The following is a 25,760-nucleotide window of genomic DNA, read 5'->3' as shown; positions in this document are numbered from 1 at the left end:
ATGTCGAAATTTTTTATCGACCGCCCGATTTTCGCCTGGGTGATCGCCCTGGTGATCATGTTGGTCGGGGCTCTATCGATCCTCAAGTTGCCGATCAACCAGTACCCGGCCATTGCACCGCCGGCCATCGCGATTGCCGTGACCTACCCGGGCGCTTCGGCGCAGACCGTGCAGGACACCGTGGTCCAGGTGATCGAGCAGCAACTCAACGGTATCGACAACCTGCGTTATATCGAGTCGTCGAGTAACTCCGACGGCAGCATGACCATCACTGCGACCTTCAATCAGGGCACCAGCCCCGATACCGCCCAGGTCCAGGTGCAGAACAAACTGAACCTGGCCACCCCGCTGCTGCCGCAAGAAGTGCAGCAGCAGGGTATCCGCGTGACCAAGTCGGTGAAGAACTTCCTGATGGTGATTGGTGTTGTCTCGACAGACGGCAGCATGAACCGCGACGACCTGGCCAACTACATCGTTTCCAACATGCAGGACCCGATCTCGCGGACCGCCGGTGTCGGTGACTTCCAGGTGTTCGGTGCCCAGTATGCGATGCGCATCTGGCTCGACCCGGCCAAGTTGAACAACTTCAAGCTGACCCCGGTGGACGTGAAAACCGCCATCGCCGCGCAGAACGTCCAGGTCGCCTCCGGGCAACTCGGTGGGCTGCCGGCCATGCCCGGCCAACAGCTGAACGCCACCATCATCGGCAAGACCCGCCTGCAGACCGCCGAACAGTTCAAGGCGATCCTGCTCAAGGTCAACCAGGACGGCTCGCAAGTACGCCTGGGGGATGTCGCCGATGTCGCCCTCGGCGGTGAAAACTACAGCATCAACGCCCAGTACAACGGCAAGCCGGCCTCCGGCCTGGCAGTGAAACTCGCTGCCGGCGCCAACGCCCTGGACACCGCCAAGGCCTTGCGCCAGACCATCGCCACCCTGGAGCCGTTCTTCCCGCCGGGCATGCAAGTGGTCTACCCGTACGACACCACCCCGGTGGTGACCGAATCGATCAAGGGCGTGGTTGAAACCCTGGTCGAGGCGATCGTGCTGGTGTTCCTGGTGATGTTCCTGTTCCTGCAGAACTTCCGCGCCACCATCATCACCACCATGACCGTACCGGTGGTATTGCTCGGGACCTTCGGGATCCTCGCTGCGGCCGGTTTCAGCATCAACACCCTGACCATGTTCGGCATGGTGCTGGCCATCGGCTTGCTGGTGGACGATGCCATCGTCGTGGTGGAAAACGTCGAACGGGTGATGAGCGAGGAAGGCCTGTCACCCAAGGAAGCGACCAAGAAATCCATGGGGCAGATCCAGGGCGCATTGGTGGGTATCGCCCTTGTGCTCTCGGCGGTACTGCTGCCCATGGCGTTCTTCGCCGGCTCCACCGGGGTGATCTACAAACAGTTCTCGATCACCATCGTCTCGGCCATGGCCCTGTCGGTGATGGTTGCCCTGATCTTCACCCCGGCGCTGTGCGCCACCATGCTCAAGCCGATCGCCAAGGGCGACCACGGCACGGCCAAACGCGGCTTCTTCGGCTGGTTCAACCGCAATTTCGATCGCAGTGTGCGTGGCTATGAGCGCACCGTCGGCAGCATCCTGCGCCACAAGGCGCCGTACCTGCTGGTCTACGTGATCATCTTTGCCGGCATGATCTGGTTGTTCATGCGCATTCCGACCTCGTTCCTGCCGGAAGAAGACCAGGGCGTACTGTTCGCCCAGGTACAGACACCATCCGGTTCCAGTGCCGAGCGGACCCAGGCGGTCCTCGACGAGATGCGTGAGTATCTGTTGACCAAGGAATCCGACACCGTGGCCTCGGTGTTTACCGTGAACGGTTTCAACTTCGCCGGTAATGGCCAGAGCTCGGGCCTGGGCTTCATCATGCTCAAGCCATGGCATGAGCGCACCAGCCAGAACAGCGTGTTCGGCCTCGCCGCCCGCGCGCAGCAGCACTTCTTCTCCTTCCGCGATGCGATGGTGTTTGCCTTCGCCCCTCCGGCCGTACTGGAGCTGGGTAACGCCATCGGTTTCGACGTCTATCTGCAAGACAAGGCCGGTATCGGTCACGAGAAGTTGATGGCCGCCCGCAACCAGTTCCTCGGCATGGCCGCGCAGAGCAAGGTGCTCAGTCAGGTGCGTCCGAACGGACTGAACGATGAGCCGCAGTACCAACTGAGCATCGACGACGAACGCGCCAGCGCCTTGGGCCTGTCCCTATCGGACATCAACAACAGCTTGTCGATTGCGCTGGGTGCCAGTTATGTCAACGACTTCATCGACCGTGGTCGGGTGAAGAAGGTGTTCGTGCAGGGTAAGCCGAGTTCACGGATGAGCCCTGAAGACCTGCAGAAGTGGTACGTGCGCAACACCGCCGGGGTCATGGTGCCGTTCTCCGCCTTCGCCAAGGGCGAGTGGGTCTACGGTTCGCCGAAGCTCTCGCGTTTCAACGGCGTCGCCGCCGTGGAGATCCTCGGTGCTCCGGCCCCCGGCTACAGTACCGGCCAGGCCCTGGCGGAAGTCGAAGCCATCGCCGCGAAACTGCCGGCCGGCGTCGGTATTTCCTGGACCGGCCTGTCGTACGAGGAGAAGCTGTCCGGCTCCCAGGCGCCGGCGTTGTTCGCCCTGTCGCTGCTGATGGTCTTCCTGTGTCTCGCCGCGCTGTACGAGAGCTGGTCGATCCCCATCGCCGTGGTGCTGGTGGTACCGCTGGGGATCATCGGCGCGCTGTTGGCGACGACCTTCCGCGGGCTGTCCAACGATGTGTATTTCCAGGTGGGCCTGTTGACGACCATCGGCCTGGCGGCGAAAAACGCCATCCTGATCGTCGAATTCGCCAAGGAACTGCATGAACAGGGCCGCAGCCTGATCGATGCCGCCGTCGAGGCTTGTCGGATGCGTCTGCGTCCGATCATCATGACTTCCCTGGCGTTCATCCTCGGCGTGGTGCCGTTGGCGATTTCCACCGGTGCCGGTTCGGGTAGCCAGCACGCCATCGGTACGGGCGTGATTGGCGGTATGATCACCGCGACGATTCTGGCGATCTTCTGGGTTCCGCTGTTCTTCGTGTCGGTGTCGTCCATCGGTGGCGAGAAGAAGCACAAGAAGTCAGACACTACTGAAACTCCAAGCAACGAGGCTGGCCAATGAGCAAGTCCCTTCTCAGTGTAGCGGTCGCGGCCTTCGTGCTCAGCGGTTGCTCGTTGATCCCCGACTATCAGCGTCCCGCAGCGCCGGTAGCGGCGCAGTACCCGCAAGGGCCGGCCTACTCGCCGGCCCAGGCGGCAAACACCGCCGCCGCCGAACAGGGCTGGCGCCAGTTCTTCAACGACCCGGCGCTGCAACAGCTGATCCAGGTGGCCCTGGAAAACAACCGTGACCTGCGGGTTGCGGCACTGAATATCGACGCCTACCGCGCCCAGTACCAGATCCAGCGCGCCGACCTGTTCCCGGCGGTCACCGCCAATGGCAACGGCAGTCGGCAACGGGTACCGGCGGCCGCCTCTAGTACCGGCAGGGAAACGATCAACAGCCAGTACTCGGCGACCCTCGGGATCAGCTCCTATGAGCTGGACCTGTTCGGCCGTGTCCGCAGCCTGAGCGAAAAGGCGCTGCAGACCTACTTCGCCAGCGAAGAAGCGCGCCGCACCACCCAGATCAGCCTGGTGGCCAGCGTGGCCAATGCCTACCTGACCTGGCAGGCCGACAAGGAACTGCTCAAGCTGACCCAGGACACCCTGGCGGCTTACGAGGAGAGCTACAAGCTGACCGCCCGCAGCAACGAAGTCGGCGTGGCTTCCGCCCTGGACCTGAGCCAGTCGCGGACATCGGTGGAAGGTGCGCGGGTCAAACTGGCGCAGTTCACCCGCCAGGTGGCCGAAGACCAGAACAGCCTGGCCCTGCTGCTCGGTAGCGGCATCCCGGCCAACCTGCCGGCGGCTCAACCGCTGTCGGCCAAGCTGCTCAGCGACATGCCGGCCGGCCTGCCGTCTGAACTGCTGCAACGGCGTCCGGATATTCTCGGCGCCGAGCATCAGTTGCAGGCGGCCAATGCCAATATCGGCGCCGCCCGCGCGGCGTTCTTCCCGAGCATCAGCCTGACGGCCAATGCCGGGACCTTGAGCCCGGATATGGGTGGTCTGTTCAAGGGTGGCTCGGGGACCTGGTCGTTCGCACCGAGCATCAACATTCCGATCTTCAACGCCGGTAGCCTGAAAGCCAGCCTGGATTACTCGAAAATCCAGAAAGACATCAGCGTCGCCAATTACGAGAAAGCCATTCAGACCGGCTTCCAGGAAGTCTCCGATGGCCTGGCCGCACGCCAGACCTTCAACCAGCAGTTGCAGGCCCAGCGTGACCTGGTCGCCGCCAACCAGGATTACTACCGCCTGGCCGAGCGTCGCTATCGCATTGGTGTCGACAGCAACCTGACCTTCCTCGATGCCCAGCGCTCGTTGTTCAGTGCCCAGCAATCGCTGATCAGCGATCGCCTGTCGCAGCTCACCAGCGAGGTCAACCTGTACAAGGCCCTCGGCGGTGGCTGGTACGAAAACAGCGGCCAGGCCAAGCCGATCTCCGAGGAACCGCCGAAAGGCTGACCCCTCACCAGCCCACCGCTTCCAGGTGGGCTTTTTTTTGCCTGGACAAAAGGGCTAGTGGGAATCGCCGTCCCACCACCAATTCCAGAACCCCGGCAGGTGCACGGGCACAGCGCTGTCATGCACCGTGCGCGCCATGATCGCTCGCAACAAGGCCGAACTGTCCGTATAGAAAGGCTGCTCGGCGGTCCGCACACCGGTGTCCCGCGCGCAGTCCATCAGGATTTGCAGATATTCCTGCATATGCCGGGCGGTGTAGCGATTGAGGTCGTGAAAGGTCACCACCACCGGAATCACCCCATCGACCACCGGCATTTCACCACGGGCAATCTGTTCGCGGACTTCGGCTAGGTGCTTGAGCAGGTTGGCTCGCCGCTGCGGGCTGGCGGTGATGCCCCAGACCTTGCCGTCATTGGCACTCAGGTCGGTCAACAACACGTGCAGGCCATGCTGCTGGTAAGCGGCGAAGGTGCGCTTGTCGTAGTTCCAGAACGGCGGACGCAGGATCGTCGGCGGCGCGCCGGTGATCGCCGTAATGTCCGCAATGCCATTGTTGAGCGACTGCTCCAGTTCTTCCGGGCTCAAGGAGCGGTGATTGGTGTGCGAGGGGGTCGCGGTATGAAAGCCGAGGATATGCCCTTCGGCATGCTCGCGACGCATCAGCGCACGACCGATGTCGCTGTTACCCGCTCGGGTGGCACGGGTCTGGACGAAAAATATCGCCTTGATTCCCGGTTGGATCGGGTTATGCGCCAAGTCATCGAGCACCGACGCCGTCGGGTTCCAGAAACTCGAGGCGTTGGGACCGTCATCGAAGCTCAGCAGAAAACGGATCGGCGGCTGCGAACGCAGGGCCTGTTCGGTTTGGGGTGTCAGGGGCATCGGCGGACCGATGCAAGCGGCAAGGCTCGTGGCGATCACGAGCCCTGACAGCAATGCAGCAAACGACTTCATGGATGGGATGGGTCCGGATCAAGGCAATGGCAGAAGGGCCATCGCCCTTATCAGAGCACAACATCCGCGAAGGCGTTCAGGCCGCGGTGAAAGTTTCATCTAAAAGAGAAGGATTTCACTCGGAACGTTTCACACCCTGGCGGACAGGAAATCCAGCACCCGCTGGCTGAAGCCGTCGCCGGCCTGCACATTGGACAGGTGCGCGGCATGGAACTCGGCGTATTCGGCGCCCTCGACGTGCTGCTGGATAAAGATCCCGCCCGAAGGCGGCGTCACCGCGTCCTCGCTGCCGGAAATCACCAGCAACGGCAGCTGGATCTGCGTCAACTGATCGCGAAAATCGGCGTCGCGCACGGCGCAGCAGTTGGCCGCATAGCCCTCGGGCGAGGTGGCCGCGAGCATCTCGGTAATCGGTTTGACCCGATCCGGGTGCGCCTCGGCGAATGCCGGGGTGAACCAGCGTGAAACCGCCCCGTCGCGCAGGGCCAGCATCGCCGCCTGGCCGCCCGTCGAAACGGCTTCGATCCGTGGATTCCAGCCGGCCGCATCGCCGATCTTGGCGGCCGTATTGCAGACAATCAGCCGGTGCAGGCGATGGCCGGCATTGATGCCCAACCATTGGCCGATCAGACCGCCCATGGACAGGCCGCAGAAGTACGCTCGCTCGATCTCCAGCGCGTCGAGCAACGCCAGGACGTCACGCCCCAATTGCTCGATGCTGTAAGGCCCCGGTGTCACCAGCGAGCGACCATGACCGCGGGTGTCGTAACGCAGTACCCGAAAGTGCTCGGCAAACAGCGGAATCTGGGTGTCCCACATCCCCAGGTCAGTCCCCAGCGAGTTGGACAGCACCAGTACCGGAGCCTCGGGCGGTCCATCAAGCTGGTAATGCAGTTCACCTTCGGCAAGTCGTACGAAACCCACGGTTATCCCCTTCAAATAAAAACCCAACGTATTGACGCGCGTCCGTAAAGGACGCGCGCGAACCGATCAATGATCGTGGTGCAGGTAGGCCGCTTCTTTCGGCAGGCGCAGGCTGAACAGGAAGGCCACCGCCATCATCACCGTCACATACCAGTAGAAGGCGTTTTCCATTCCCACCGACTTCAGGTTCAGGGCCACGTATTCCGCCGAGCCACCGAAGATCGCATTCGCCACCGCGTAGGCCAGGCCCACGCCCAGTGCGCGCACCTGGACCGGGAACATCTCGGCTTTGACCAGGCCGCTGATGGAGGTGTAGAAACTGACGATCGCCAGTGCCAGGGTGATCAGCACAAAGGCCAGGAACGGGCTGGTCACGGTCTTCAGGGTCAGCAGGATCGGCACGGTGCACAGGGTCCCCAGGGCGCCGAACCAGAGCATGCTGTTACGCCGGCCGATGCGGTCCGAGAGCAGGCCGAACAACGGCTGCATGCACATATAGAGGAAGAGTACGGCGGTCATGATGAAACTGGCGGTCTTGGCCGTCATGCCGGCGGTGTTCACCAGGTACTTCTGCATGTACGTGGTGAAGGTGTAGAAAATCAGCGAGCCGCCGGCGGTGTAGCCGAGCACGGTGATAAAGGCGGCCTTGTGATCGCGGAACAACGCCCGGATGCTGCCGGCGTCCTTGTCCTGGCGGGTTTCCTTGCTGGTGGTTTCCTTCAGGGCGCGACGCAGCAACAGCGAGATCACCGCCGCGATGGCGCCGATCACAAACGGAATCCTCCAGCCCCAGGCCTTGAGCTCAGGTTCGGTGAGGAACTGCTGCAGGATCACCACCACCAGCACCGCCAGCAACTGGCCGCCGATCAGGGTCACGTACTGGAACGAGGCGAAAAAGCCGCGCTGGCCGCGCAGGGCCACCTCACTCATATAGGTCGCGGTGGTGCCATATTCACCGCCCACCGACAGGCCCTGGAACAGTCGCGCCACCAGCAGCAACACCGGTGCCCAGGCACCAATGGAGGCATAGGTGGGCAGGAAGGCGATGACCAGGGAGCCGCCGCACATCATCAGCACCGAGATCATCATCGAGTTCTTGCGGCCGTGCTTGTCGGCCACGCGACCGAACAACCAACCACCGATGGGCCGCATCAGGAAGCCGGCGGCGAACACCCCGGCAGTGTTGACCAGTTGCACCGTGGGGTTGTCGGAAGGAAAAAACGCCGGGGCGAAATAGATCGCGCAGAAGGCATAGACGTAGAAGTCGAACCACTCGACCAGGTTGCCGGAAGAAGCACCGACAATCGCAAAAATTCTCTTGTTACGTTCTTCGGAGGTGTACGGCATCGTTGTTGCTGTCATGTCTCATCACTCGAAGGAGGTAAGTTGCAGTCTAGACATACTTTGCAACAGACCTGTTTTGCAAGAACATTCGCCCGAATGACAGTGCGTGGCAGTCATCCGGGCGCCTGTTTTGTTGCCTGTGGATCTCAGATCCGCTCAATCGCCAGCGCCAGCCCCTGCCCGACGCCGACACACAGGGTTGCCAGGCCCTTGCTGCCGCCGGTCTTTTCCAACTGGTGGAGTGCTGTCAGCACCAGGCGGGCCCCGCTCATGCCCAGCGGATGACCGAGGGCGATGGCACCACCGTTCGGATTGACCTGCGGCGCATCGTCAGCGATGCCCAGTTCGCGCAGCACCGCCAGGCCCTGGCTGGCGAAGGCTTCATTCAGTTCGATAACGTCGAAGTCGCTGACGGCCAGCCCCAGGCGCTCGGTCAACTTGCGCACGGCCGGTACCGGGCCGATCCCCATGACCCGGGGCGCGACACCGGCACTGGCCATGCCGAGCACCCGGGCACGGGCCGTCAGGCCATGTTTCTTCACGGCCTCGGCGGAGGCCAGGATCAGCGCGGCGGCGCCATCGTTGACACCCGAGGCATTGCCCGCGGTGACGGTCTTGTCCGGACCGTTGACGGGCTTGAGCCGGGCCAGGGCCTCCAGCGTCGTGTCCGCCCGTGGATGCTCATCGTGCTCGACCAGGGTTTCGCCTTTTTTGTGGGCGATTCGCACCGGCACGATTTCCTCACTGAAGAAACCGGCGGCCTGGGCGACAGCCGTGCGTTGCTGGCTGCGCAGGGCAAAAGCGTCCTGGTCGGCGCGGGACACCCGATAGTCGTCCGCCACGTTGTCGGCGGTCTGCGGCATCGTATCGACACCATATTGAGCCTGCATCAGCGGGTTGATAAAACGCCAGCCGATGGTGGTGTCTTCCAGTTTCATGTTGCGGGAGAACGCCGCGTCGGCCTTGCCCATCACGAAGGGGGCACGGGACATGGACTCCACGCCGCCTGCAATCGCCAGCTCCATTTCGCCGCTGGCAATGGCGCGGAACGCGGTGCCGATCGCGTCCATTCCCGAGGCGCAGAGACGATTGAGGGTCACGCCGGGCACCGTCTCCGGCAACCCCGCCAGCAACAGCGCCATACGGGCGACGTTGCGATTATCTTCGCCAGCCTGGTTGGCACAGCCGAGAAACACTTCATCGAGCTCGTTCCAGTTCACCGACGGGTTGCGTTCCATCAGCGCCTTGATCGGCACAGCCGCCAGGTCATCGGCGCGCACACCGGCCAGGCCGCCACCGAAACGACCGATGGGGGTACGAATGGCGTCACAGATAAAGACATCGCGCATCAGGCTTCTCCAGGGGTTTGGCCGTGGGCCGCGGCGGTGCGGGCTTCGAGGTCGCGCAAGGCGTTCAGTTCGATCTCGCTGGGGGCATCGCTGACCGCAACCTGATCGGCAAAGCGCACGGCCCAGCCGGTGGCGGCGATCACTTGCTCGCGGGTCACCCCCGGGTGCAGCGCGGTCACCACGAACTCGTGGCTGGGGGCTTGCGGCTCCATGATGCACAGGTCGGTGATGATCCCCACCGGGCCGGCCCCCGGCAGCCCCAGGCGTTTGCGCGAATCACCGCCTTCGCCGTGACCGACCGAGGTGATGAAGTCCAGCTTGTCGACGAAGGAACGTGCCGACTGCTTGAGGATGATCAGTACGCTTTTCGCCGAGCCGGCGATTTCCGGGGCGCCACCGGCACCGGGCAGGCGGACCTTGGGCGAGAAATAGTCGCCAACCACGGTGGTGTTGATATTGCCGAAACGATCGACCTGGGCCGCGCCGAGAAAGCCGACATCAATGCGCCCGCCTTGCAGCCAGTAGCGGAAGATCTCGCCGGTCGGCACCACGGTGTCGGCGGTTTCCGCCAGTTCGCCGTCACCGATGGACAGCGGCAATACACTGGGCTTGGCGCCAATCGGCCCCGACTCGTAGATCAGCACCACATCCGGCGAAGAGGTCAGGCGCGCCAGGTTGGCGGCCTTGGAGGGCAGGCCGATGCCGACGAAGCAGACCGAACCGTTCTTCAGGCGGCGGGCGGCGGCCACCGTCATCATTTCATTGGTGGTGTAGGTCATCACTTAACCTCCGAAGCGTGGGCCAGTTTGCTCTGGAACTCGGCAAAGTTCGCGGTGCCATGGATGTACTCGTCGATCCAGGCAGTGAAGGTGGCGCGGTCGCGGGCGATCGGGTCCCAGGCCTGGTAGAAACGGTTATCACGTTCGGTATAGCCATGGGCGTAGGACGGATGGGCACCGCCGGGGACATGGCAGACGGCGCTCAGGGCCCAGGTCGGCAAGACGCAGGCGTTCATCGGGGCCTGCAGATCGTCGACGATTTCCTCGACGGTGACGATGCAGCGCTTGGCCGCCAGGGCCGCTTCCTTCTGCACCCCGAGAATGCCCCAGAGCAATACATTGCCCTTGCGGTCGGCTTTCTGCGCATGGATCACGGTAACGTCCGGGCGTACCGATGGTACGGCGGCCAGCACTTCACCGGTGAACGGACAGGTGACCGTCTTGATCAGCGGATTGACCTTCGGCAGATCAGAGCCGGCATAGGCCCGCAGAACCGCGAACGGCAAACCGGAGGCGCCGGCCACATAGGCGTTGGCCAGGTCGGCATGGCTGTGCTCTTCGATTTCCAGCGGGTGCGGCCAGTGTTTCTCGACGGCATCGCGCAGGCGGTGCAGCGAGCCCACGCCCGGATTGCCGCCCCAGGAGAAAATCAGCTTGCGGGCGCAACCGGCACCGATCAACTGGTCATAGACCAGATCGGGCGTCATGCGTACCAGTGTCAGGTCTTTCTTGCCCTGACGAATGATTTCATGACCCGCCGCCGTCGGAATCAGATGGGTGAAGCCTTCGAGCGCGACGGTATCGCCGTCGTTGACGAACTGCTTCACCGCGTCATGCAGCGAAAGGATTTCAGCCATGGATGCAGACTCCCGGTTTCAAAACACCTGAGGGGCGGCGCGAAATTCAGCGCCGTGATGAGCTCAGGGTAAGCCGGAGGTCGGCGGCCAAACAATCCGATAATCGATTAACCGTTCGATAATCGAACGCATTGTTTGCAAGCTACCGTTTAATCCTTCAAGCGATTCGCCCAGGAAAGCGCAGCCGCGTCGGCTCAGGAAAACAGCTGCGCACTCAGTTCACGACTGGCCTTGAGCATGCTCGGCAGGAAACGTTGCTCCAGTTCGCTACAGCTGACACGCCCGGCATGAGCACTGACGTTCAGCGCCGCCAGCACTTGTCCGGAGGCGTCGTAGACCGGCACGGCAATCGAACGCAAACCTTGCTCCAGTTCCTGGTCGACAATACACCAGCCTTGCTGGCGAACCTGTTGCAGGCATTCGAGCAAGGCGTCGGGGGTATGCAGGGTCCGGCTGGTCTTGGCCTGCAGATCGGCGTGTTCGAGATACTCGTGCAAGGAAGCATCGTCCAGCGCCGCCAGGAGGATTCGGCCCATGGACGTGCAATAGGCCGGCAAGCGGCCGCCCACCGAAAGATCGACCGAGATCAGCCGCCGGGTGGTGGCCGAGCGGGCGATATAGAGGATGTCGTCGCCTTCCAGGGTCGCCATGTTGCAGGCTTCGTGCAGTTGCTCGCTTATGCGATCGAGATAGGGCTGCGCCGACACCGCCAGGGGCGTGGACGACAGGTACGCGTGTCCCAGGGTCAAGACCTTGGGCAACAGCGAATAGGTCCGTCCGTCGGTGGTGGCATAACCGAGCTTGATCAAGGTATGCAGACAGCGTCGCACCGCCGCCCGCGGAATTTCCGTACGGTGGCTGATCTGCGCGATGGTCAGGTGCCGCTTGCGTTCCTGGAACGCCTGCACCACCGCCAGGCCACGGGCCAGCGAAGTCATGAAGTCGGGGTCGCCGGTAAACGCCTGGATACGCTTCGCCGGCGAGGCGACGATGGGCGGTGCCACGGAGGCGAAGGCATCACGCAGTTGGTCGTTCATTACAAATTCCTTGTCTGCCGTGGAGGCCCATTACAGGCCGGGCCCGGGCGGATAGGCAAGCCGGGGCCACTCAACTTTGTGCGATTATCGAACCACTGGCCGATAATCGCAATTGACCCTGATCGCCGCAGCTTATACCTTGGACGCGCCGCTGCGGGTTTCCCGGGATACTGGTCAGGTACCCACCGGGAGGGCTGCGTCGGTCCGGCCTCACCCACGAAGTGAGGCCGTTTTTTTTAATCCTCTGGCGGTCACGCCCAGGGCGTCGATCAAGAAGTTGAACAACGGCGCCTCAACAGAACCGGGATTGTATTTCCAAGTATCGGGTTTATTGCACTGCAACTTGAATTGATAACTGTCGTCAAAAAACAGGCAGCGGTTACCTCGCCCTCAAGTTACAGTTAAAAACTCCTACACCACAAAACTCACCAACAAAGTTGACGAATTCCCTTATCTTCGCGATAGTATCAGTCAAACCGACCGCTATAATACCCTGTACGACCTCAAGGCCGTCTGGCCCGACAGGGGTTCCGACTCTCAGCGCTCAAGCCCGAGATTGAACGTCTCGTCAGGGCGGTTGTGTTTAATCGAACACAATAACTCAACTCAAATTAGGTAGTACTGTGACGAAAGACGAACTGCGCGCGGAACTTGAGCGCCAGGAACAACGTTACAAGGATGTTTACGGCGGGGCTGTCACCACCTACGCCGCGCAACCCGATCCGGAGCGCAAACCCTGGCGCAAACGAGCCAGTCTTCTGGACCAGGCATTTACCCAGGAACTGCAAAAAATGGAAAAGGAACTCAAGGCCGAAGAGCCTTAGGCTTATCGGTATTGATACCTTGCCGGGCCTCGCCCCTCGCCGCCAGGCCTTTCCTACCCGGACAATGCCTGGTCCGCTGGACACCAAGACCTACGCCATCCGCGTGTCAACCGTCGGGCCTGACCGCCCACCCAGGTCAAATGGCGTCAGGCAGGCCCTCACCTGAAAGTTTTCTGGCATAATCGCGCCCCCTTATGACCGGGTCAGAAAACCTTCATGATCGATTTATTCAGCGGACTGGATGCCTGGGTGATTGTAAGCCTGGTGCTCGCCCTGGCCTTTGTCCTCAGCTTCGAGTTCATCAACGGCTTTCATGACACCGCTAACGCGGTGGCCACTGTTATCTACACCAAAGCCATGCCACCTCATCTGGCAGTGTTCTTTTCCGGTGTATTCAACTTTCTCGGCGTGCTGCTGGGCGGGGTCGGCGTCGCCTATGCGATCGTCCACCTGTTGCCGGTGGAACTGCTGATCAACGTCAACACCGGACATGGCCTGGCCATGGTGTTTTCGCTGCTGGCGGCGGCCATCGCCTGGAACCTGGGCACCTGGTACTTCGGTATCCCGGCCTCCAGCTCCCACACCCTGATCGGCTCGATCCTCGGTGTCGGCCTGGCCAATGCCCTGCTCAACGGCATTCCCGTGAGCGAAGGGGTGAATTGGCAGAAAGCCGTCGACATCGGCGCCTCGCTGGTCTTCTCGCCGATTGCCGGCTTGCTGGTGGCGGGTCTGATACTGGTCGGCCTGAAATGGTGGCGTCCACAGTCCAAGATGCACAAGACCCCGGAACAGCGGCGCAAGATCGACGACAAAAAGCATCCGCCGTTCTGGAACCGCATGGTGCTGGTGATCTCCGCCATGGGCGTGAGCTTCGTGCACGGCTCCAACGATGGCCAGAAAGGCATCGGCCTGATCATGCTGGTGCTGATCGGTATCGTCCCGGCGCAGTTCGTCCTCGACCTGAGCACCACCACTTACCAGATCGAACGCACCCGCGACGCGACCCTGCACCTGAGCCAGTTCTATCAGCGCAACAACGCCACCCTGAGCGAATTTCTCGCCCTGGGCAAGAATGTTGCCGACGATATGCCGGGCAAGTTCCGCTGCAACCCGCAACGCACCGAAGCGAACATCAACGCCCTGATGAGCAACCTCACGGGCGTGACCGACTACCATTCGCTGTCGCCGGACAAGCGCATTGAAGTGCGTCGCGACCTGCTCTGCCTGGATGACACCGCCAAGCAAGTCGGCAAGTTGCCGGGCCTGGATTCCCGGGAAAAGGCCGACCTGGAAAAACTGCGCAAGGACCTGACCGCCACCACCGAATACGCCCCGTTCTGGGTGATCATGGCGGTAGCCCTGGCCCTGGGCCTGGGCACCATGATCGGTTGGAAGCGCGTGGTCCTGACCATCGGCGAGAAAATCGGCAAACAGGGCATGACCTATGCCCAGGGCATGTCGGCGCAAATCACCACCGCCGGTTTGATCGCCCTGGCGAATATCGTCGCCCTGCCCGTCTCGACCACCCACGTATTGTCGTCAGGCGTGGCCGGGACCATGATTGCCAGCAAGAGCGGCCTGCAAGGCAGCACCATCAAGACCATCCTGCTGGCCTGGCTGCTGACCCTGCCAATGACCATCGGTTTGTCCGCCGGCCTGTTCTGGCTGGCGACGAAGGTGCTCGGCAGCTGATTCCGGGCGGATAACAAAAAAGGTGCGCTCCCATCGGGACCGCACCTTTTTTATTGTCGATAAAAAGAGCAAAAAAAAAAAGGCGACCGAAGTCGCCCAAAATGCCTTGCGTGCTCGTTCCCTGGAAGCTCTACGGTTTTTTCCGCTTATGTGAGTCTTTCCAGATAAAAAATCCAAAACCGGCGAAGAACATCACCATGAGGCCGACGGTCAGCACTCCGGCGATCACCACGTTATCGAAGAACATGACTGGCCTCCTGCACTTGCCCTGTTGCGATGGGGCTAAGTTAGCCCAGGGGGCACAGTGAAAAATTGACCAGGATCAATGCCGCCCAAGGCCGGGCGCGGGAGAAGGGGAATAACTGATCCATATCAAGAATCAGCGGGGGTATCAGCGCTTTTTCGGTTTGTTCTTCGGTTTTTTCTTGCCCTTGCCCAGCGGCATGGCCTGTTCGAACGCCTGGCGAACTTCATTCAGGCGTTTTTCATTGAGATCATGGACACGCTTGGCCCGTTCGGCATTAAGGTCGATCAACTTGTCATCTTGGTTCATGGTCAGATTACATCGCTATCCGTCGAGTTACATCAAAGGGCCACTATCGGTAACCTTCAACACGCGCTATGGGTTAATAATGCGGGCAAGTCAGTCGGTTATCCAGACCTCACGCACAACAAGGTCTGGGCAGTCCCGCGATTTCCCAGCACAATCCCCCGACCACGATCAAATGCAAAGGAGCGCCGAAGTGGCGTTACACCGGGATCTGCCGCCCTTGATGGCCCTGCGCGCCTTCGAGGCCGTGGCCCGCCACCTGAGCTTCATCAAGGCCGCCGATGAGCTGTGCGTCAGTCAGAGCGCTATCAGCCACCAGGTGCAGAAACTCGAACAGCATCTGGGTCGACAACTATTTATCCGACGTACCCGCGCCATTGATCTCACAGAAGATGGCGACCAGTACTACCAGCAAATACGCCCGGCCCTGGAGCAGATCGCCCAGGCCACTCGCCAGCTCAGCCTGCCCCGGCAAAACCAGGTGCTGCGCATTGGCCTGCTGGCCTCCTTCGCCACCCTCTGGTTGGCGCCGCGCCTGACCGACTTCACCCTTCGCCACCCACAGATCAGGGTCGAGCTGGAACCCACGATCCAACTGGCCGATGTGGCCGGCGCCCAAGTGGACCTGGCGATCCGCTATGGCAAAGGTGGCTGGCCCCATGTCGACGCCGTACGCTTGATGGGCGAGCGCCTCTTTCCGGTCTGCAGCCCGGCCTTCAAGGCCAACGGCATCGAACACGGTCCGCTGCTCATGTCACAGGCACCGCAACCGTTCGAATGGATCGACTGGTCCCGCCACTATCACCTGGACGTTCAGCACTACCCCAGCGTCATGCTCCACGACTACAACATAGTGGTCGAAGCGGCCATCGCCGGGCAGGGTATTGCCATGGGGCGCCAGCGCCTGATCGAGCGCCGCCTCAAGGAAGGTGTGCTGGTGAATGCCTTCGACCAACCGGCCTTTGAAAGCGAGATCGGCTACTGGCTGGTCAAACCCAACAGCGCATTGAGCCCCGCCGCCGAATGCTTCTGTGAGTGGTTGCTGGAGCAGTGCAGCGCCGCCGACCCATGAGTTATCTGGATACGTCGGATTGAATCTATCCGTTTGTCGGTCCACGGCCGGCCCAGCATGCTCAGGCCTCTTTCCCTGAGGTTTGCCCAATGAATCATTCCCTGTCCGACCGAGTGGCCCAGCTGGGCCTGAACCTGCCGCAACCGGGGCAGCCGATCGCCAACTATGTGAACTACGTCATCAGCCAGAACCAGCTGTTCATTTCCGGACAGATTCCCCTGCAAGACGGCAAGCCGGCCTTTATCGGACGCCTGGGCGACAGCCTGGACGAGGCCCAGGGTGCACAGGCCGCCGAACTCGCCGCGCTCGGCCTGCTGGCACAACTGGGCCACGCCCTTGACGATGATCTGTCGCGCCTGGTGCGGATCGTCCGTCTGGGTGTCTTTGTTGCCAGCAGTCCCGATTTCCAGCGCCAGGGAGCCGTGGCCAACGGCGCCTCCAACCTGCTGGTCAATGCCCTTGGCGACAAGGGCCTTCATGCGCGCACCGCCGTCGGCGTCGCCAGTCTACCCAGCGGTGTGGCCGTGGAGATCGACGCGATTTTCGAGCTGCGGCCATGAACGATCTGCTTGCGGACGAAATCGTCCGCCTGCGTGCCGCCACCCCTGGCTGCGCCCGGGTGATCCATTTCAATCACGCCGGCGCCTCCCTGCCCAGCCAGGCCACGCTGGACGCCATCAACGCGCAACTGCTGCGCGAAGCGACCATCGGGCCCATGGAAGCCGGCGTTGAAGGGGCCAGGCTGCAAGAGCAGGCTCGCCACTGGGCGGCCCGACTGCTGGGCACCGACAGCACCGCCATCGCCTTTACCGGCAGCGGCTCGGCGGCCTGGGGCATGGCCTTCAGTGCCCTGGGGGAGTGGCGCCCGGGCGACCGGATTCTGGTGGGGCGGCATGAATGGGGTGGCAATCTGGCCTGCATGACCCAGGCCGTCCAATCCGGAGCCCGGATCGAGGTGATCCCCTGTGACGAGAGCGGCGCGGTGTCGGTGCCCGCCCTGGAACAGATGATCGATTCGCGCGTGAAGCTGATCGCCCTGACCTGGCTACCGGCCAACGGTGGCCTGATCAACCCGGCCCGGACCATCGGCGAAGTGGCACGCCGACATGGCATTGCCTACTTCATCGACGCCGGACAAGCACTGGGCCAGTTGCCCTGTGATGTCCAGGCCCTGGGCTGCGATGTGCTCAAGGGCGCCGCCCGCAAGTTCCTCCGCGGACCGAGGGGAACAGCGCTGATGTATATACGCCCGGAATTCATGGCACGACTCAAGCCGGTCCAGCTCGATGTGCTCTCGGCCCCCTGGGACGGCCATGCCTTCACCCCGAGGAACGATGCGCGCCGCTTTGAAACCAGCGAAGTCTCCCTGGCGCTGCTGGCCGGACTGGCAAATGCGCTGAAAGAAGCCGTGGAGGTGGGGATCGAGCGCATTTATCAGCGAATCCAGGCGTTAAGCCAGCCACTGCGCCAGGCACTGGGCCAGATCAATGGCCTTGAACTGCGCGACCTGGGCCTGCCCGGGCAGCAATCAGGACTGATTGCGTTCACGCTGGAAGGTTGGGATGTTTTTGAATTGAAACAGCGGCTGGCCGCAAGCGGCATCAACCTGGGAGCCAATGGCACGGCTTATACGCCACTGGATATGCAAGCCCGGGACCTGCCGGCCATTGTGCGGATCGCCGTCAGTCATCTCAATACCGGAGAAGAAATCGACACCTTGCTCCGGGCCCTGCGGCTACTGGTCAACGAGCGCCGTCAGACCTCAACGTCCACCAGCAGGCCCTGACGCGGCTGATCGTCCATCAGCGCCACCACCGGTACGGTGTTGTCGGCATTCAACTCATCGCCAGGGACGGCCAGATGCAACTCGGGGTCGTCGTCGGCTTCGCGGCGGCGTTGTTGCTGTTCCTGCTGGCGCCGCTGTTCCTCGCGCAGCAGCCAACCGGCCTCGTCCGGGTCACGCTTTTGCAGGTCGATGGTGCTCTCATTGGAGCTTTGCTGGACCGGCACCACGGGGGGGATATTCGGTTGCGGTCGAATCGGATCCGTCTGGGACGTAATCGGTACGACACTCAAGGGCAATATGGGTGGCAGCATTATGGCATTCTCCTGTCGTCAGGCTGTCGGCGGCGCGCTCGGCGACTTGAGCCCAGGATGGTCAAACTGTGACCGGATTAACAGACAAAGGTGCCCGAGATCCCGATGAGCTACCCTTTCCTTCAGGTCTCGCACCGACTAAAGGCGGGATGCTCGCTAAAAGCGCGGTATTTGTGAGCTTCTTTTGGCCTGAAAGCGTCGATTCCGTTAACATAGTCGGCTTTTTCAAGGCGGGAGTCAGGCAGCATGGCGCAGCAGTATCAACCGGGGCAACGCTGGATCAGTGACAGCGAAGCGGAGTTGGGTTTAGGCACCGTTCTGGCACAGGACGGCCGCTTGTTGACCGTGCTCTACCCGGCCACTGGCGACACCCGCCAGTATGCGCTACGGAATGCGCCCCTGACCCGCGTGAGGTTCTCGCCGGGCGACACCATCACCCACTTCGAAGGTTGGAAGATGACCGTGCGGGAAGTCGACGATGTCGACGGCTTGCTGGTCTATCACGGCCTCAACGCGCAGAACGAAGCCGTCACGCTGCCGGAAACCCAGCTGTCGAACTTCATCCAGTTCCGCCTGGCCAGCGACCGCCTGTTCGCCGGGCAGATCGACCCGTTGGCCTGGTTCTCGCTGCGCTACCACACCCTGGAACACACCAGCCGCCAGTTGCAATCCTCGCTCTGGGGCCTGGGCGGCGTGCGCGCGCAACCGATCGCCCACCAGTTGCATATCGCCCGGGAAGTCGCCGACCGCATCGCGCCACGGGTCTTGCTGGCCGACGAAGTGGGCCTGGGCAAGACCATCGAAGCCGGCCTGGTGATCCATCGCCAGCTGCTCTCGGGCCGCGCCAACCGCGTACTGATCCTGGTGCCGGAGAACCTGCAGCACCAATGGCTGGTGGAAATGCGCCGGCGCTTCAACCTGCAGGTCGCGCTGTTCGACGCCGAACGTTTTATCGAAAGCGATGCCAGCAACCCGTTCGAAGACACCCAGTTGGCCCTGGTGGCCCTGGAGTGGCTGGTGGAAGACGAGAAGGCCCAGGATGCGCTGTTCGCCGCCGGCTGGGACCTGCTGGTGGTCGACGAAGCCCACCACCTGGTCTGGCACGAAGACCAGGTCAGCCCGCAATACGCCCTGGTCGAACAACTGGCCGAAACCATTCCCGGCGTCCTGCTGCTGACCGCGACCCCGGAACAACTGGGCCAGGACAGCCACTTCGCCCGTCTGCGCCTGCTTGACCCGAACCGTTTCCACGACCTCAAGGCCTTCCGCGCCGAGAGCGAGAACTATCGCCCGGTGGCCGAAGCCGTCCAGGAACTGCTGGATAAAGGTCGCCTGTCGCCTGCCGCGCACAAGACCATCCAGGGTTTCCTCGGTGATGAAGGTGAAGCCTTGCTGACCGCGGTCAACGACGGCGACGCCGAAGCCAGCGCGCGCCTGGTGCGTGAGCTGCTCGACCGCCACGGCACCGGCCGCGTGCTGTTCCGCAACACCCGCGCCGCCGTGCAGGGTTTCCCGGAGCGCAAGCTGCACGCCTACCCGCTGCCATGCCCGGACGAATACCTCGAACTGCCCCTGGGCGAACACGCCGAGCTGTACCCGGAAGTCAGCTTCCAGGCCCAGCCGGACACCGACGACGAAGCTCGCTGGTGGCGCTTCGACCCGCGTGTCGAGTGGCTGATCGACCAGCTGAAAATGCTCAAGCGCACCAAGGTCCTGGTGATCTGCGCCCATGCCGAAACCGCCATGGACCTGGAAGACGCCCTGCGCGTTCGCTCCGGGATTCCGGCCACGGTGTTCCACGAAGGCATGAATATCCTCGAACGTGACCGCGCCGCCGCCTACTTCGCCGACGAAGAATTCGGTGCCCAGGTGCTGATCTGCTCGGAAATCGGCAGCGAAGGCCGCAACTTCCAGTTCTCCCACCACCTGGTGCTGTTCGACCTGCCGTCCCACCCGGACCTGCTGGAGCAGCGCATCGGCCGTCTCGACCGGATCGGCCAGAAGCATGTGATCGAACTGCATGTGCCGTACCTGCAGACCAGCCCGCAAGAGCGCCTGTTCCAGTGGTACCACGAAGCGCTGAACGCCTTCCTCAACACCTGCCCGACCGGCAACGCCTTGCAGCACCAGTTCGGCCCGCGCCTGCTGCCGCTGCTGGAAAACGCCGACGACGGCCAGTGGCAGGCGCTGATCGACGAAGCCCGTGGCGAGCGTGAGCGCCTGGAAGCCGAGTTGCACACCGGTCGCGACCGCCTGCTGGAACTCAACTCCGGTGGCGCCGGCGAAGGTGACGCGCTGGTCGAGGCGATCCATGAGCAGGACGACCAGTTCGCCCTGCCTATCTATATGGAAACCCTGTTCGACGCCTTCGGCATCGACAGCGAAGACCATTCGGAAAACGCCCTGATCCTCAAGCCGAGCGAGAAGATGCTCGACGCCAGCTTCCCCCTGGGCGACGACGAAGGCGTGACCATCACCTACGACCGCAACCAGGCGCTGTCGCGCGAAGACATGCAGTTCATCACCTGGGAACACCCGATGGTGCAGGGCGGCATGGACCTGGTGCTGTCCGGTTCGATGGGCAACACCGCCGTGGCGCTGATCAAGAACAAGGCGCTCAAGCCCGGTACCGTGTTGCTGGAACTGCTCTATGTCAGTGAAGTGGTCGCGCCGCGCTCGCTGCAACTGGGCCGCTACCTGCCGCCGGCGGCATTGCGCTGCCTGCTGGATGCCAATGGCAACGACCTGTCGACACGGGTGGCCTTCGAAACCCTGAACGACCAGCTGGAAAGCGTGCCACGGGCCAGCGCCAACAAGTTCATCCAGGCCCAGCGCGACAGCCTGACGCCGAAGATCAACGCCGGTGAAGCCAAGATCGCACCACGTCACGCCGAGCGTGTGGCCGAGGCCCAGCGACGCCTGGCGGCGGATACCGATGAAGAGCTGGCACGCCTGACCGCGTTGCAGGCGGTCAACCCGAGCGTGCGAGACAGTGAGCTGGTGGCCTTGCGTCAGCAACGTGAGCAAGGTCTGGCCATGCTGGAAAAAGCCGCGCTGCGCCTGGAAGCGATTCGGGTGTTGGTGGCGGGCTGATAACTACCTGACGGTCCTGCATCGTTAGAACTGACGTCTTCGCGGGCAAGCCCTGCTCCTACAGTGCTGTGTCGTACACACCATCAGTGAACGACACAGCACTGTAGGAGCAGGGCTTGCCCGCGAAGAGGCCCTTGAACCTTGCGAGGATCTGGCGTCAGGCGGTAACCGGCGCCACAGCCGGCGCATCCGCCACCATCCCCTCGCGCATACGCTGCGCATCCTTGCTGAAACACCGCGCCGCCTGGAACAGGAACGCCAGCGTCAGCAACAAGGCGCCCGGGATCAAATACATTGCATCATGCAGCCCGACCGCCTTGAACGCCTCGCTCATCTGCTCGGCCCCCGCCGCCAGCATCGCCGCATGGGCGAAATGATCGGACAGCAAACCCACCACCACCGGCCCCAAACCACCGCCCAACAGATACAAACCGGCAAAGTAGACGGCCATCGCCGTCGCCCGCAGCCGTGGCTCGACCACGTCCTGAATCGCCGTATAAACACAGGTGTAGAAGTTGTAGGCAAACAGCCAACCGACGCTGAACACCGCCACGAACACGCCGATCTCGATCCGCCCGGCATGCAGCGCCCAGCCGGTGGTCAACGTCGAGATCACCAGGCTTACCGCTGCGAACAACAGCCGACCATTGGCAACACGCTGGTGCAGCTTGTCCGCGACCCAACCGCCCAGCGTCAAGCCAACCAATCCGGTGACCCCGACAATAAAACCGGTCGCCACCGCGGCTTCCTGCAAGGGCATGAGGAAATAGCGCTGCAGCATCGGCACCAGAAACGAGTTGCAGGCGTAGGTGGCAAAGTTGAAGGTCAGCCCCGCCAGCACCAGCCAGAGAAACGTCGGGATCGCCATCAGGCGACGCACAGGACGGTCGACCTTCTCCTGGGAGACCTTCACCGTTTCCGCCGCACCGCGCTTCGGTTCCTTGATCAAAAACATGAACCCCGCCAGCAGCAACCCCGGCACCGCCGCGATAAAGAACGGTGCGCGCCAGCTGTCGAAGGCCTTGACCATGGCCCCGGTGGTGAAGAACGCCAGCACCAGCCCCAGCGGCAAGCCGAGCATGAAGATGCCCATGGCCCGCGCCCGGCGGTGCGCCGGGAACAGATCGCCGATCAGCGAATTGGCGGCGGGCGCATAAGCGGCCTCGCCGATGCCGACACCCATGCGCACCAGCAGGAAGGTCGCGAAGCTGCCCACCAGGCCGTTCGCCGCCGTCAGCCCACTCCAGACCGCCAGGCCCCAGCCCATCAGCTTGCTGCGCGAACCGTTGTCGGCCATCCGCCCCAGGGGCAGGCCGGCAATGGCATAGACAATGGTAAATGCGGTGCCGATGATGCCGATCTGGAAGTCGCTCAGATGCCACTCCATGCGGATCGGCTCGATGATGATCGCCGGCAGGGTACGGTCGTAGAAGTTGAAGAGGTTGGCGAGGAACAGCAGGAACAGAATGCGCCAGGCATTCGCCGCTTGGGTCGAGTTCTGCATGGGGTCCGTCTCTTTTATTGTTATAGGGGCCAGCCCGCCAGACGCGTTGAGCCCGGAGCCCTCAATCTAGTGAGCGGCGCCGGGACTGTCTGCCACCATTCGTGGCGCTGATACCCGGCAATGCCCCGCGCGCCCTGCCCTATCGCCTGATTGCCGCAGCCCCGGAGGTCGGCAAAGGTTATGCAAAAAAATACCTTTCAAAGCCCGGGCCGAAGCCTAGAATAGCCCTCGATTGACTCCCCCCACCTTCTCCGTGACCTTCCATGCCCGACGCCAATCCGTGTCTGAATTGTGGTGCCTGCTGTGCGTATTTCCGCGTGTCCTTCTATTGGGGTGAATGCGCCTCGGCCGGCGGCCTGGTGCCCGACGAACTGGTCACCCAGGTCGGCGTCAACCACGTGGCCATGCTCGGTACCGAACGCAGTGCCCCACGCTGCACCGCCCTTGAAGGCAAGGTCGGCGAGCAGGTCAGTTGCTCGATCTATCATCAACGTTCAAGCACCTGCCGGGAATTCGAGGCCTCATGGGTCGACGGCGTGCACAACGAGTACTGCGACAAAGCCCGCGCGGCGGCCGGACTGCCACCGCTGGAGCCGGAACAGGCCGGTTTTTTAGTACCCATCGCTATTTAGGTCATTTCCAAATCATTGGTGTCGCTCTGCCATGCCCCCTTGCAGCCTGAGGTGAGCCTCTATACTCCACCGCACTGGTCGGTGCTGAGTCACCGGTAGTCCAAGGCGTCAAGTAGGGCATGCTATGGAATGGCTGGGCTTGCATTTTGTTAACGAGCTTCCCGAAACCGGGCAGCTGCTGCTCAATTGCAGCCACAATCCGTTGTTGGTGCTGCTGGCTTATCTGGTCGCTTGTGCCGCCTCTTTTGCCATGCTGGATATGGCCGAGCGCGTCGGTCATGTGGAAAAACCGTCACAACAGCGGATCTGGCGCTGGGTCGGTGCCTGTTGCCTGGCCGGTGGCATCTGGGCCATGCACTTCATCAGCATGCTGGCATTCCAAGCGCCCATCGACATTCAATACGACCTGTCGATCACCCTCTCCTCCCTGCTGATCGCCCTGCTGGCCTCCTTCCTGGCCATGCACACCCTGGGGCATCCCGAGCTGCGCACCTCACAGTACGTGCGCGCCGCGCTGTTCATGGGATTGGGCATCGCAGCCATGCACTACGTCGGCATGTCGGCGTTGCAATCGAGTGCGGTGCAGTACTACAACCCCGGCCTGGTCGGTCTTTCTGTCCTGGTGGCCATCGGCACCAGTCTCGCGGCCCTGGTCTTGTCACGGCGCTTTCGCACCGGCAGCGGGATCTTTCACCAACTGCTCAAATACACCGCCAGCCTGGTGATGGGCGCCGGCATCTTCAGCACCCACTTCATCGGGATGTGGTCGTTGCACCTGATGCTGCCGGCAGGCAGCGCCTTGCCCGCACTGGCGGACAACCATCACCAGCAATTGGGCATGACCATCGCCCTGATCACCCTGCTGATCATCGGCAGCAGCATCAGCGCGGCCCTGGCGGACAAGAAGCTGCAGAGCAAGGAACATGACCTGCGACGGGTCAACGCCCTGCTCAGCCAGCTCGACCAGGCGCGCCTGTCACTGGCGCAAGTGGCCCACTACGACGCCCTGACCAACCTGATCAACCGCCGCGGTTTCAACCAGATCTTCGCCGAACGGCTGATGGAGCGCAGCACCAACGGCGGCATGCTGGCGGTGATGTTCCTCGATATCGACCACTTCAAGCGGATCAACGACAGCCTCGGCCACGATGCCGGCGACGAACTGCTCAAGGTCATCGCCGGACATATCAAGAGCGCGACCCGCAGTCACGACGATGTGGTGGCACGCTTTGGCGGCGACGAGTTCTGCATCCTCATCGGCCTGCACAACCGCGAAGAAGCCCGGCACATGGCCCAGCGCATCATGCTGAAAATGAAGGAGCCCATCGAGCTGGCCGGGCGACGCATGGTCATGACCACCAGCATCGGCATCAGCGTGTTTCCCGATGACGGCAAATCCTGCGAGGAACTGCTGAAAAACGCCGACCTGGCGCTGTACCAATCCAAGGGCGCGGGGCGCAACAGCCTGCACTTCTTCAGCTCCAACCTGAAAACCCGCGCCACCCTGGAGCTACAACTCGAGGAGGAACTGCGCCAAGCCCTGCGCGACGGCAGCGGCCTGGCGCTGCACTACCAACCGATCTACGACCTCAAGAGCGGCCAGGTCGCCAAACTCGAAGCCCTGGTGCGCTGGCAACACCCCCAGCACGGACTGCTCTCGCCCGACCGGTTCATCGGCATCGCCGAAGCCAACGGGATGATCGCCGAACTCGACGGTTGGGTCATGCGCAAAGCCTGCGAGGACCTGGCCTGGCTCTCCGAGCGCGGCTGCGACGAACTGAAGATCGCGGTGAACTGCTCGGCCCTGAACCTGGCACGGGAAGAACTGGCCGATGAAATCGAAAATATCCTGTGTGCCGCCGGTATGCCACCCCAGCGCCTGGAACTGGAAGTCACCGAGAACGCCCTGATGGGCAATATTTCCAGCACCCTGCAACTGTTACGGCAGATCCGCAGCCTCGGCGTGTCACTGTCCATCGATGATTTTGGCACCGGCTACTCATCCCTGGCCTACCTCAAGCGCCTGCCCCTCAACACCCTGAAAATTGATCGCTCGTTCATCCTCGATGTGCCCAAATCGACCCAGGACATGGAAATCGTCCAGGCGATCATCGTCATGGCCCACACCCTGCACTTGCAAGTGGTCACCGAAGGCGTCGAAACCCAACAGCAGTACGAGTTCCTCGCGCAGTACGACTGCGACTTTATCCAGGGCTACCTGCTCAGCCGACCGGTTCCGCTCGAGGAGTTGTTGCCGGTGCTGCGCCAACTCAACCTGCGCCGGCAACTCCCCAGCACCGCGTTCAATCCGCTGATAGTACAAAATTCATAAAAAGTTCCCCGCCAATTAAAGAACGCCAATTTTTGGCCGATCCATCGGTACTACAAGCAAGGATCCCCCCTAGGGGAGCCTAGGGACAAACCCTATCGCTCAGGCCAATATCGCGAGGT

General features: G+C 62.2%; 21 protein-coding genes. 10 read left to right on the top strand and 11 right to left on the bottom strand.

Going from position 1 to position 25,760, the window contains the following annotated elements:
- Positions 1 to 3,153: an efflux RND transporter permease subunit gene (locus M5C56_RS22395; RefSeq protein WP_103496338.1), complete on the top strand. Its 3,153-nt coding sequence runs from the start codon at positions 1 to 3 to the stop codon at positions 3,151 to 3,153.
- Positions 3,150 to 4,601, top strand: coding sequence for an AdeC/AdeK/OprM family multidrug efflux complex outer membrane factor (locus M5C56_RS22390; RefSeq protein WP_103496337.1), 1,452 nt, complete (start codon positions 3,150 to 3,152; stop codon positions 4,599 to 4,601). Before M5C56_RS22395 ends, M5C56_RS22390 begins: the two co-directional genes overlap by 4 nt.
- A 54-nt stretch (positions 4,602 to 4,655) precedes the next feature.
- Here M5C56_RS22390 and M5C56_RS22385 read toward each other — a convergent pair whose 3' ends face one another.
- From M5C56_RS22385 to pcaR, 7 genes are all read right to left on the bottom strand, one after another.
- On the bottom strand, positions 4,656 to 5,555 hold the full coding sequence (locus M5C56_RS22385; RefSeq protein WP_103496336.1) for a polysaccharide deacetylase family protein: 900 nt from the start codon (positions 5,553 to 5,555) through the stop codon (positions 4,656 to 4,658).
- A gap of 129 nt (positions 5,556 to 5,684) precedes the next feature.
- On the bottom strand, positions 5,685 to 6,479 hold the full coding sequence (gene pcaD / locus M5C56_RS22380; RefSeq protein ID WP_103496335.1) for a 3-oxoadipate enol-lactonase: 795 nt from the start codon (positions 6,477 to 6,479) through the stop codon (positions 5,685 to 5,687).
- Positions 6,480 to 6,545: 66 nt separating this feature from the next.
- On the bottom strand, positions 6,546 to 7,841 hold the full coding sequence (locus M5C56_RS22375) for an MFS family transporter (protein WP_103496334.1): 1,296 nt from the start codon (positions 7,839 to 7,841) through the stop codon (positions 6,546 to 6,548).
- Positions 7,842 to 7,969: 128 nt separating this feature from the next.
- Positions 7,970 to 9,175 (bottom strand): 3-oxoadipyl-CoA thiolase, encoded by a 1,206-nt coding sequence (gene pcaF / locus M5C56_RS22370; protein ID WP_247263335.1) that lies wholly within the window; start codon positions 9,173 to 9,175, stop codon positions 7,970 to 7,972.
- Positions 9,172 to 9,954, bottom strand: coding sequence for a CoA-transferase subunit beta (locus tag M5C56_RS22365; RefSeq protein ID WP_177099864.1), 783 nt, complete (start codon positions 9,952 to 9,954; stop codon positions 9,172 to 9,174). The genes pcaF and M5C56_RS22365 overlap by 4 nt, the downstream gene beginning before the upstream one ends.
- Positions 9,951 to 10,808 carry a CoA transferase subunit A gene (locus M5C56_RS22360; RefSeq protein WP_103496331.1) on the bottom strand — a complete coding sequence of 286 codons (858 nt, stop codon included), beginning with the start codon at positions 10,806 to 10,808 and terminating at the stop codon, positions 9,951 to 9,953. The genes M5C56_RS22365 and M5C56_RS22360 overlap by 4 nt, the downstream gene beginning before the upstream one ends.
- 194 nt (positions 10,809 to 11,002) lie before the next feature.
- Positions 11,003 to 11,845, bottom strand: coding sequence for a pca regulon transcriptional regulator PcaR (gene pcaR / locus M5C56_RS22355; protein WP_103496330.1), 843 nt, complete (start codon positions 11,843 to 11,845; stop codon positions 11,003 to 11,005).
- Between the two features lie 623 nt (positions 11,846 to 12,468).
- On the opposite strand from pcaR, the gene M5C56_RS22350 reads away from it, so the two are divergent.
- Together M5C56_RS22350 and M5C56_RS22345 are read left to right on the top strand one after the other, a co-directional pair.
- A complete protein-coding gene (locus tag M5C56_RS22350) occupies positions 12,469 to 12,669 on the top strand; it encodes a hypothetical protein (protein ID WP_040064907.1) in 201 nt (66 codons plus the stop codon).
- Positions 12,670 to 12,885: 216 nt separating this feature from the next.
- Positions 12,886 to 14,361 carry an inorganic phosphate transporter gene (locus M5C56_RS22345; RefSeq protein ID WP_103496329.1) on the top strand — a complete coding sequence of 492 codons (1,476 nt, stop codon included), beginning with the start codon at positions 12,886 to 12,888 and terminating at the stop codon, positions 14,359 to 14,361.
- 130 nt (positions 14,362 to 14,491) lie between these two features.
- Here the strand turns inward: M5C56_RS22345 and ccoM are convergent, their stop codons facing one another.
- Together ccoM and M5C56_RS22340 are read right to left on the bottom strand one after the other, a co-directional pair.
- Complete coding sequence (gene ccoM / locus M5C56_RS32410; RefSeq protein WP_017127681.1) at positions 14,492 to 14,608, bottom strand: cytochrome c oxidase subunit CcoM; 117 nt, start codon at positions 14,606 to 14,608, stop codon at positions 14,492 to 14,494.
- Between the two features lie 144 nt (positions 14,609 to 14,752).
- Entirely contained in the window at positions 14,753 to 14,914 is a 162-nt protein-coding gene (locus M5C56_RS22340; protein WP_177099862.1) for a hypothetical protein, read from the bottom strand.
- Positions 14,915 to 15,104: 190 nt separating this feature from the next.
- On the opposite strand from M5C56_RS22340, the gene M5C56_RS22335 reads away from it, so the two are divergent.
- The 3 genes from M5C56_RS22335 (at position 15,105) to M5C56_RS22325 (ending at position 17,769) form a co-directional block, all read left to right on the top strand.
- Positions 15,105 to 15,983: a LysR substrate-binding domain-containing protein gene (locus M5C56_RS22335; protein ID WP_103496328.1), complete on the top strand. Its 879-nt coding sequence runs from the start codon at positions 15,105 to 15,107 to the stop codon at positions 15,981 to 15,983.
- An 89-nt stretch (positions 15,984 to 16,072) separates the two neighbouring features.
- Positions 16,073 to 16,543: a RidA family protein gene (locus M5C56_RS22330; protein ID WP_103496327.1), complete on the top strand. Its 471-nt coding sequence runs from the start codon at positions 16,073 to 16,075 to the stop codon at positions 16,541 to 16,543.
- Positions 16,540 to 17,769, top strand: a complete 1,230-nt coding sequence (locus M5C56_RS22325) for an aminotransferase class V-fold PLP-dependent enzyme (RefSeq protein WP_103496326.1) — start codon at positions 16,540 to 16,542, stop codon at positions 17,767 to 17,769. The genes M5C56_RS22330 and M5C56_RS22325 overlap by 4 nt, the downstream gene beginning before the upstream one ends.
- Here M5C56_RS22325 and M5C56_RS22320 read toward each other — a convergent pair.
- Entirely contained in the window at positions 17,739 to 18,080 is a 342-nt protein-coding gene (locus tag M5C56_RS22320) for an aspartate-semialdehyde dehydrogenase (RefSeq protein WP_100938707.1), read from the bottom strand. The two genes, M5C56_RS22325 and M5C56_RS22320, sit on opposite strands and share 31 nt — an antisense overlap.
- A gap of 246 nt (positions 18,081 to 18,326) precedes the next feature.
- Here M5C56_RS22320 and rapA point away from each other — a divergent pair, with 246 nt between their 5' ends.
- Complete coding sequence (gene rapA / locus M5C56_RS22315; RefSeq protein ID WP_103496325.1) at positions 18,327 to 21,173, top strand: RNA polymerase-associated protein RapA; 2,847 nt, start codon at positions 18,327 to 18,329, stop codon at positions 21,171 to 21,173.
- A 157-nt stretch (positions 21,174 to 21,330) separates the two neighbouring features.
- Here the strand turns inward: rapA and M5C56_RS22310 are convergent, their stop codons facing one another.
- Complete coding sequence (locus M5C56_RS22310) at positions 21,331 to 22,677, bottom strand: MFS transporter (protein WP_103496324.1); 1,347 nt, start codon at positions 22,675 to 22,677, stop codon at positions 21,331 to 21,333.
- 263 nt (positions 22,678 to 22,940) lie between these two features.
- Here M5C56_RS22310 and M5C56_RS22305 point away from each other — a divergent pair, with 263 nt between their 5' ends.
- A complete protein-coding gene (locus tag M5C56_RS22305; RefSeq protein WP_103496323.1) occupies positions 22,941 to 23,309 on the top strand; it encodes a YkgJ family cysteine cluster protein in 369 nt (122 codons plus the stop codon).
- A 124-nt stretch (positions 23,310 to 23,433) separates the two neighbouring features.
- Positions 23,434 to 25,641 carry an EAL domain-containing protein gene (locus M5C56_RS22300; RefSeq protein WP_103496322.1) on the top strand — a complete coding sequence of 736 codons (2,208 nt, stop codon included), beginning with the start codon at positions 23,434 to 23,436 and terminating at the stop codon, positions 25,639 to 25,641.
- Positions 25,642 to 25,760 lie beyond the last annotated feature (119 nt).

Origin of the sequence: Pseudomonas sp. MWU13-2862 (genome assembly GCF_023242495.1) — a bacterium.
GTDB classification, from domain to species: Bacteria; Pseudomonadota; Gammaproteobacteria; order Pseudomonadales; family Pseudomonadaceae; genus Aquipseudomonas; species Aquipseudomonas gingeri_D.
The sequence above is the reverse complement of the archived record's forward strand: the minus strand, read 5'-3'. Positions and strand labels throughout refer to the sequence as shown.

Bases quoted from the DNA above. Each gene is read 5' to 3' on its own strand.
- M5C56_RS22395 (WP_103496338.1), top strand. From the start codon at position 1: ATGTCGAAATTTTTTATCGACCGCCCGATTTTCGCCTGGGTGATCGCC.
- M5C56_RS22390 (WP_103496337.1), top strand. From the start codon at position 3,150: ATGAGCAAGTCCCTTCTCAGTGTAGCGGTCGCGGCCTTCGTGCTCAGC.
- M5C56_RS22385 (WP_103496336.1), bottom strand. From the start codon at position 5,555: ATGAAGTCGTTTGCTGCATTGCTGTCAGGGCTCGTGATCGCCACGAGC.
- M5C56_RS22375 (WP_103496334.1), bottom strand. From the start codon at position 7,841: ATGACAGCAACAACGATGCCGTACACCTCCGAAGAACGTAACAAGAGA.
- M5C56_RS22360 (WP_103496331.1), bottom strand. From the start codon at position 10,808: ATGGCTGAAATCCTTTCGCTGCATGACGCGGTGAAGCAGTTCGTCAAC.
- pcaR (WP_103496330.1), bottom strand. From the start codon at position 11,845: ATGAACGACCAACTGCGTGATGCCTTCGCCTCCGTGGCACCGCCCATC.
- M5C56_RS22345 (WP_103496329.1), top strand. From the start codon at position 12,886: ATGATCGATTTATTCAGCGGACTGGATGCCTGGGTGATTGTAAGCCTG.
- ccoM (WP_017127681.1), bottom strand. From the start codon at position 14,608: ATGTTCTTCGATAACGTGGTGATCGCCGGAGTGCTGACCGTCGGCCTC.
- M5C56_RS22340 (WP_177099862.1), bottom strand. From the start codon at position 14,914: ATGAACCAAGATGACAAGTTGATCGACCTTAATGCCGAACGGGCCAAG.
- M5C56_RS22330 (WP_103496327.1), top strand. From the start codon at position 16,073: ATGAATCATTCCCTGTCCGACCGAGTGGCCCAGCTGGGCCTGAACCTG.
- M5C56_RS22325 (WP_103496326.1), top strand. From the start codon at position 16,540: ATGAACGATCTGCTTGCGGACGAAATCGTCCGCCTGCGTGCCGCCACC.
- M5C56_RS22320 (WP_100938707.1), bottom strand. From the start codon at position 18,080: ATGCTGCCACCCATATTGCCCTTGAGTGTCGTACCGATTACGTCCCAG.
- rapA (WP_103496325.1), top strand. From the start codon at position 18,327: ATGGCGCAGCAGTATCAACCGGGGCAACGCTGGATCAGTGACAGCGAA.
- M5C56_RS22310 (WP_103496324.1), bottom strand. From the start codon at position 22,677: ATGCAGAACTCGACCCAAGCGGCGAATGCCTGGCGCATTCTGTTCCTG.
- M5C56_RS22305 (WP_103496323.1), top strand. From the start codon at position 22,941: ATGCCCGACGCCAATCCGTGTCTGAATTGTGGTGCCTGCTGTGCGTAT.
- M5C56_RS22300 (WP_103496322.1), top strand. From the start codon at position 23,434: ATGGAATGGCTGGGCTTGCATTTTGTTAACGAGCTTCCCGAAACCGGG.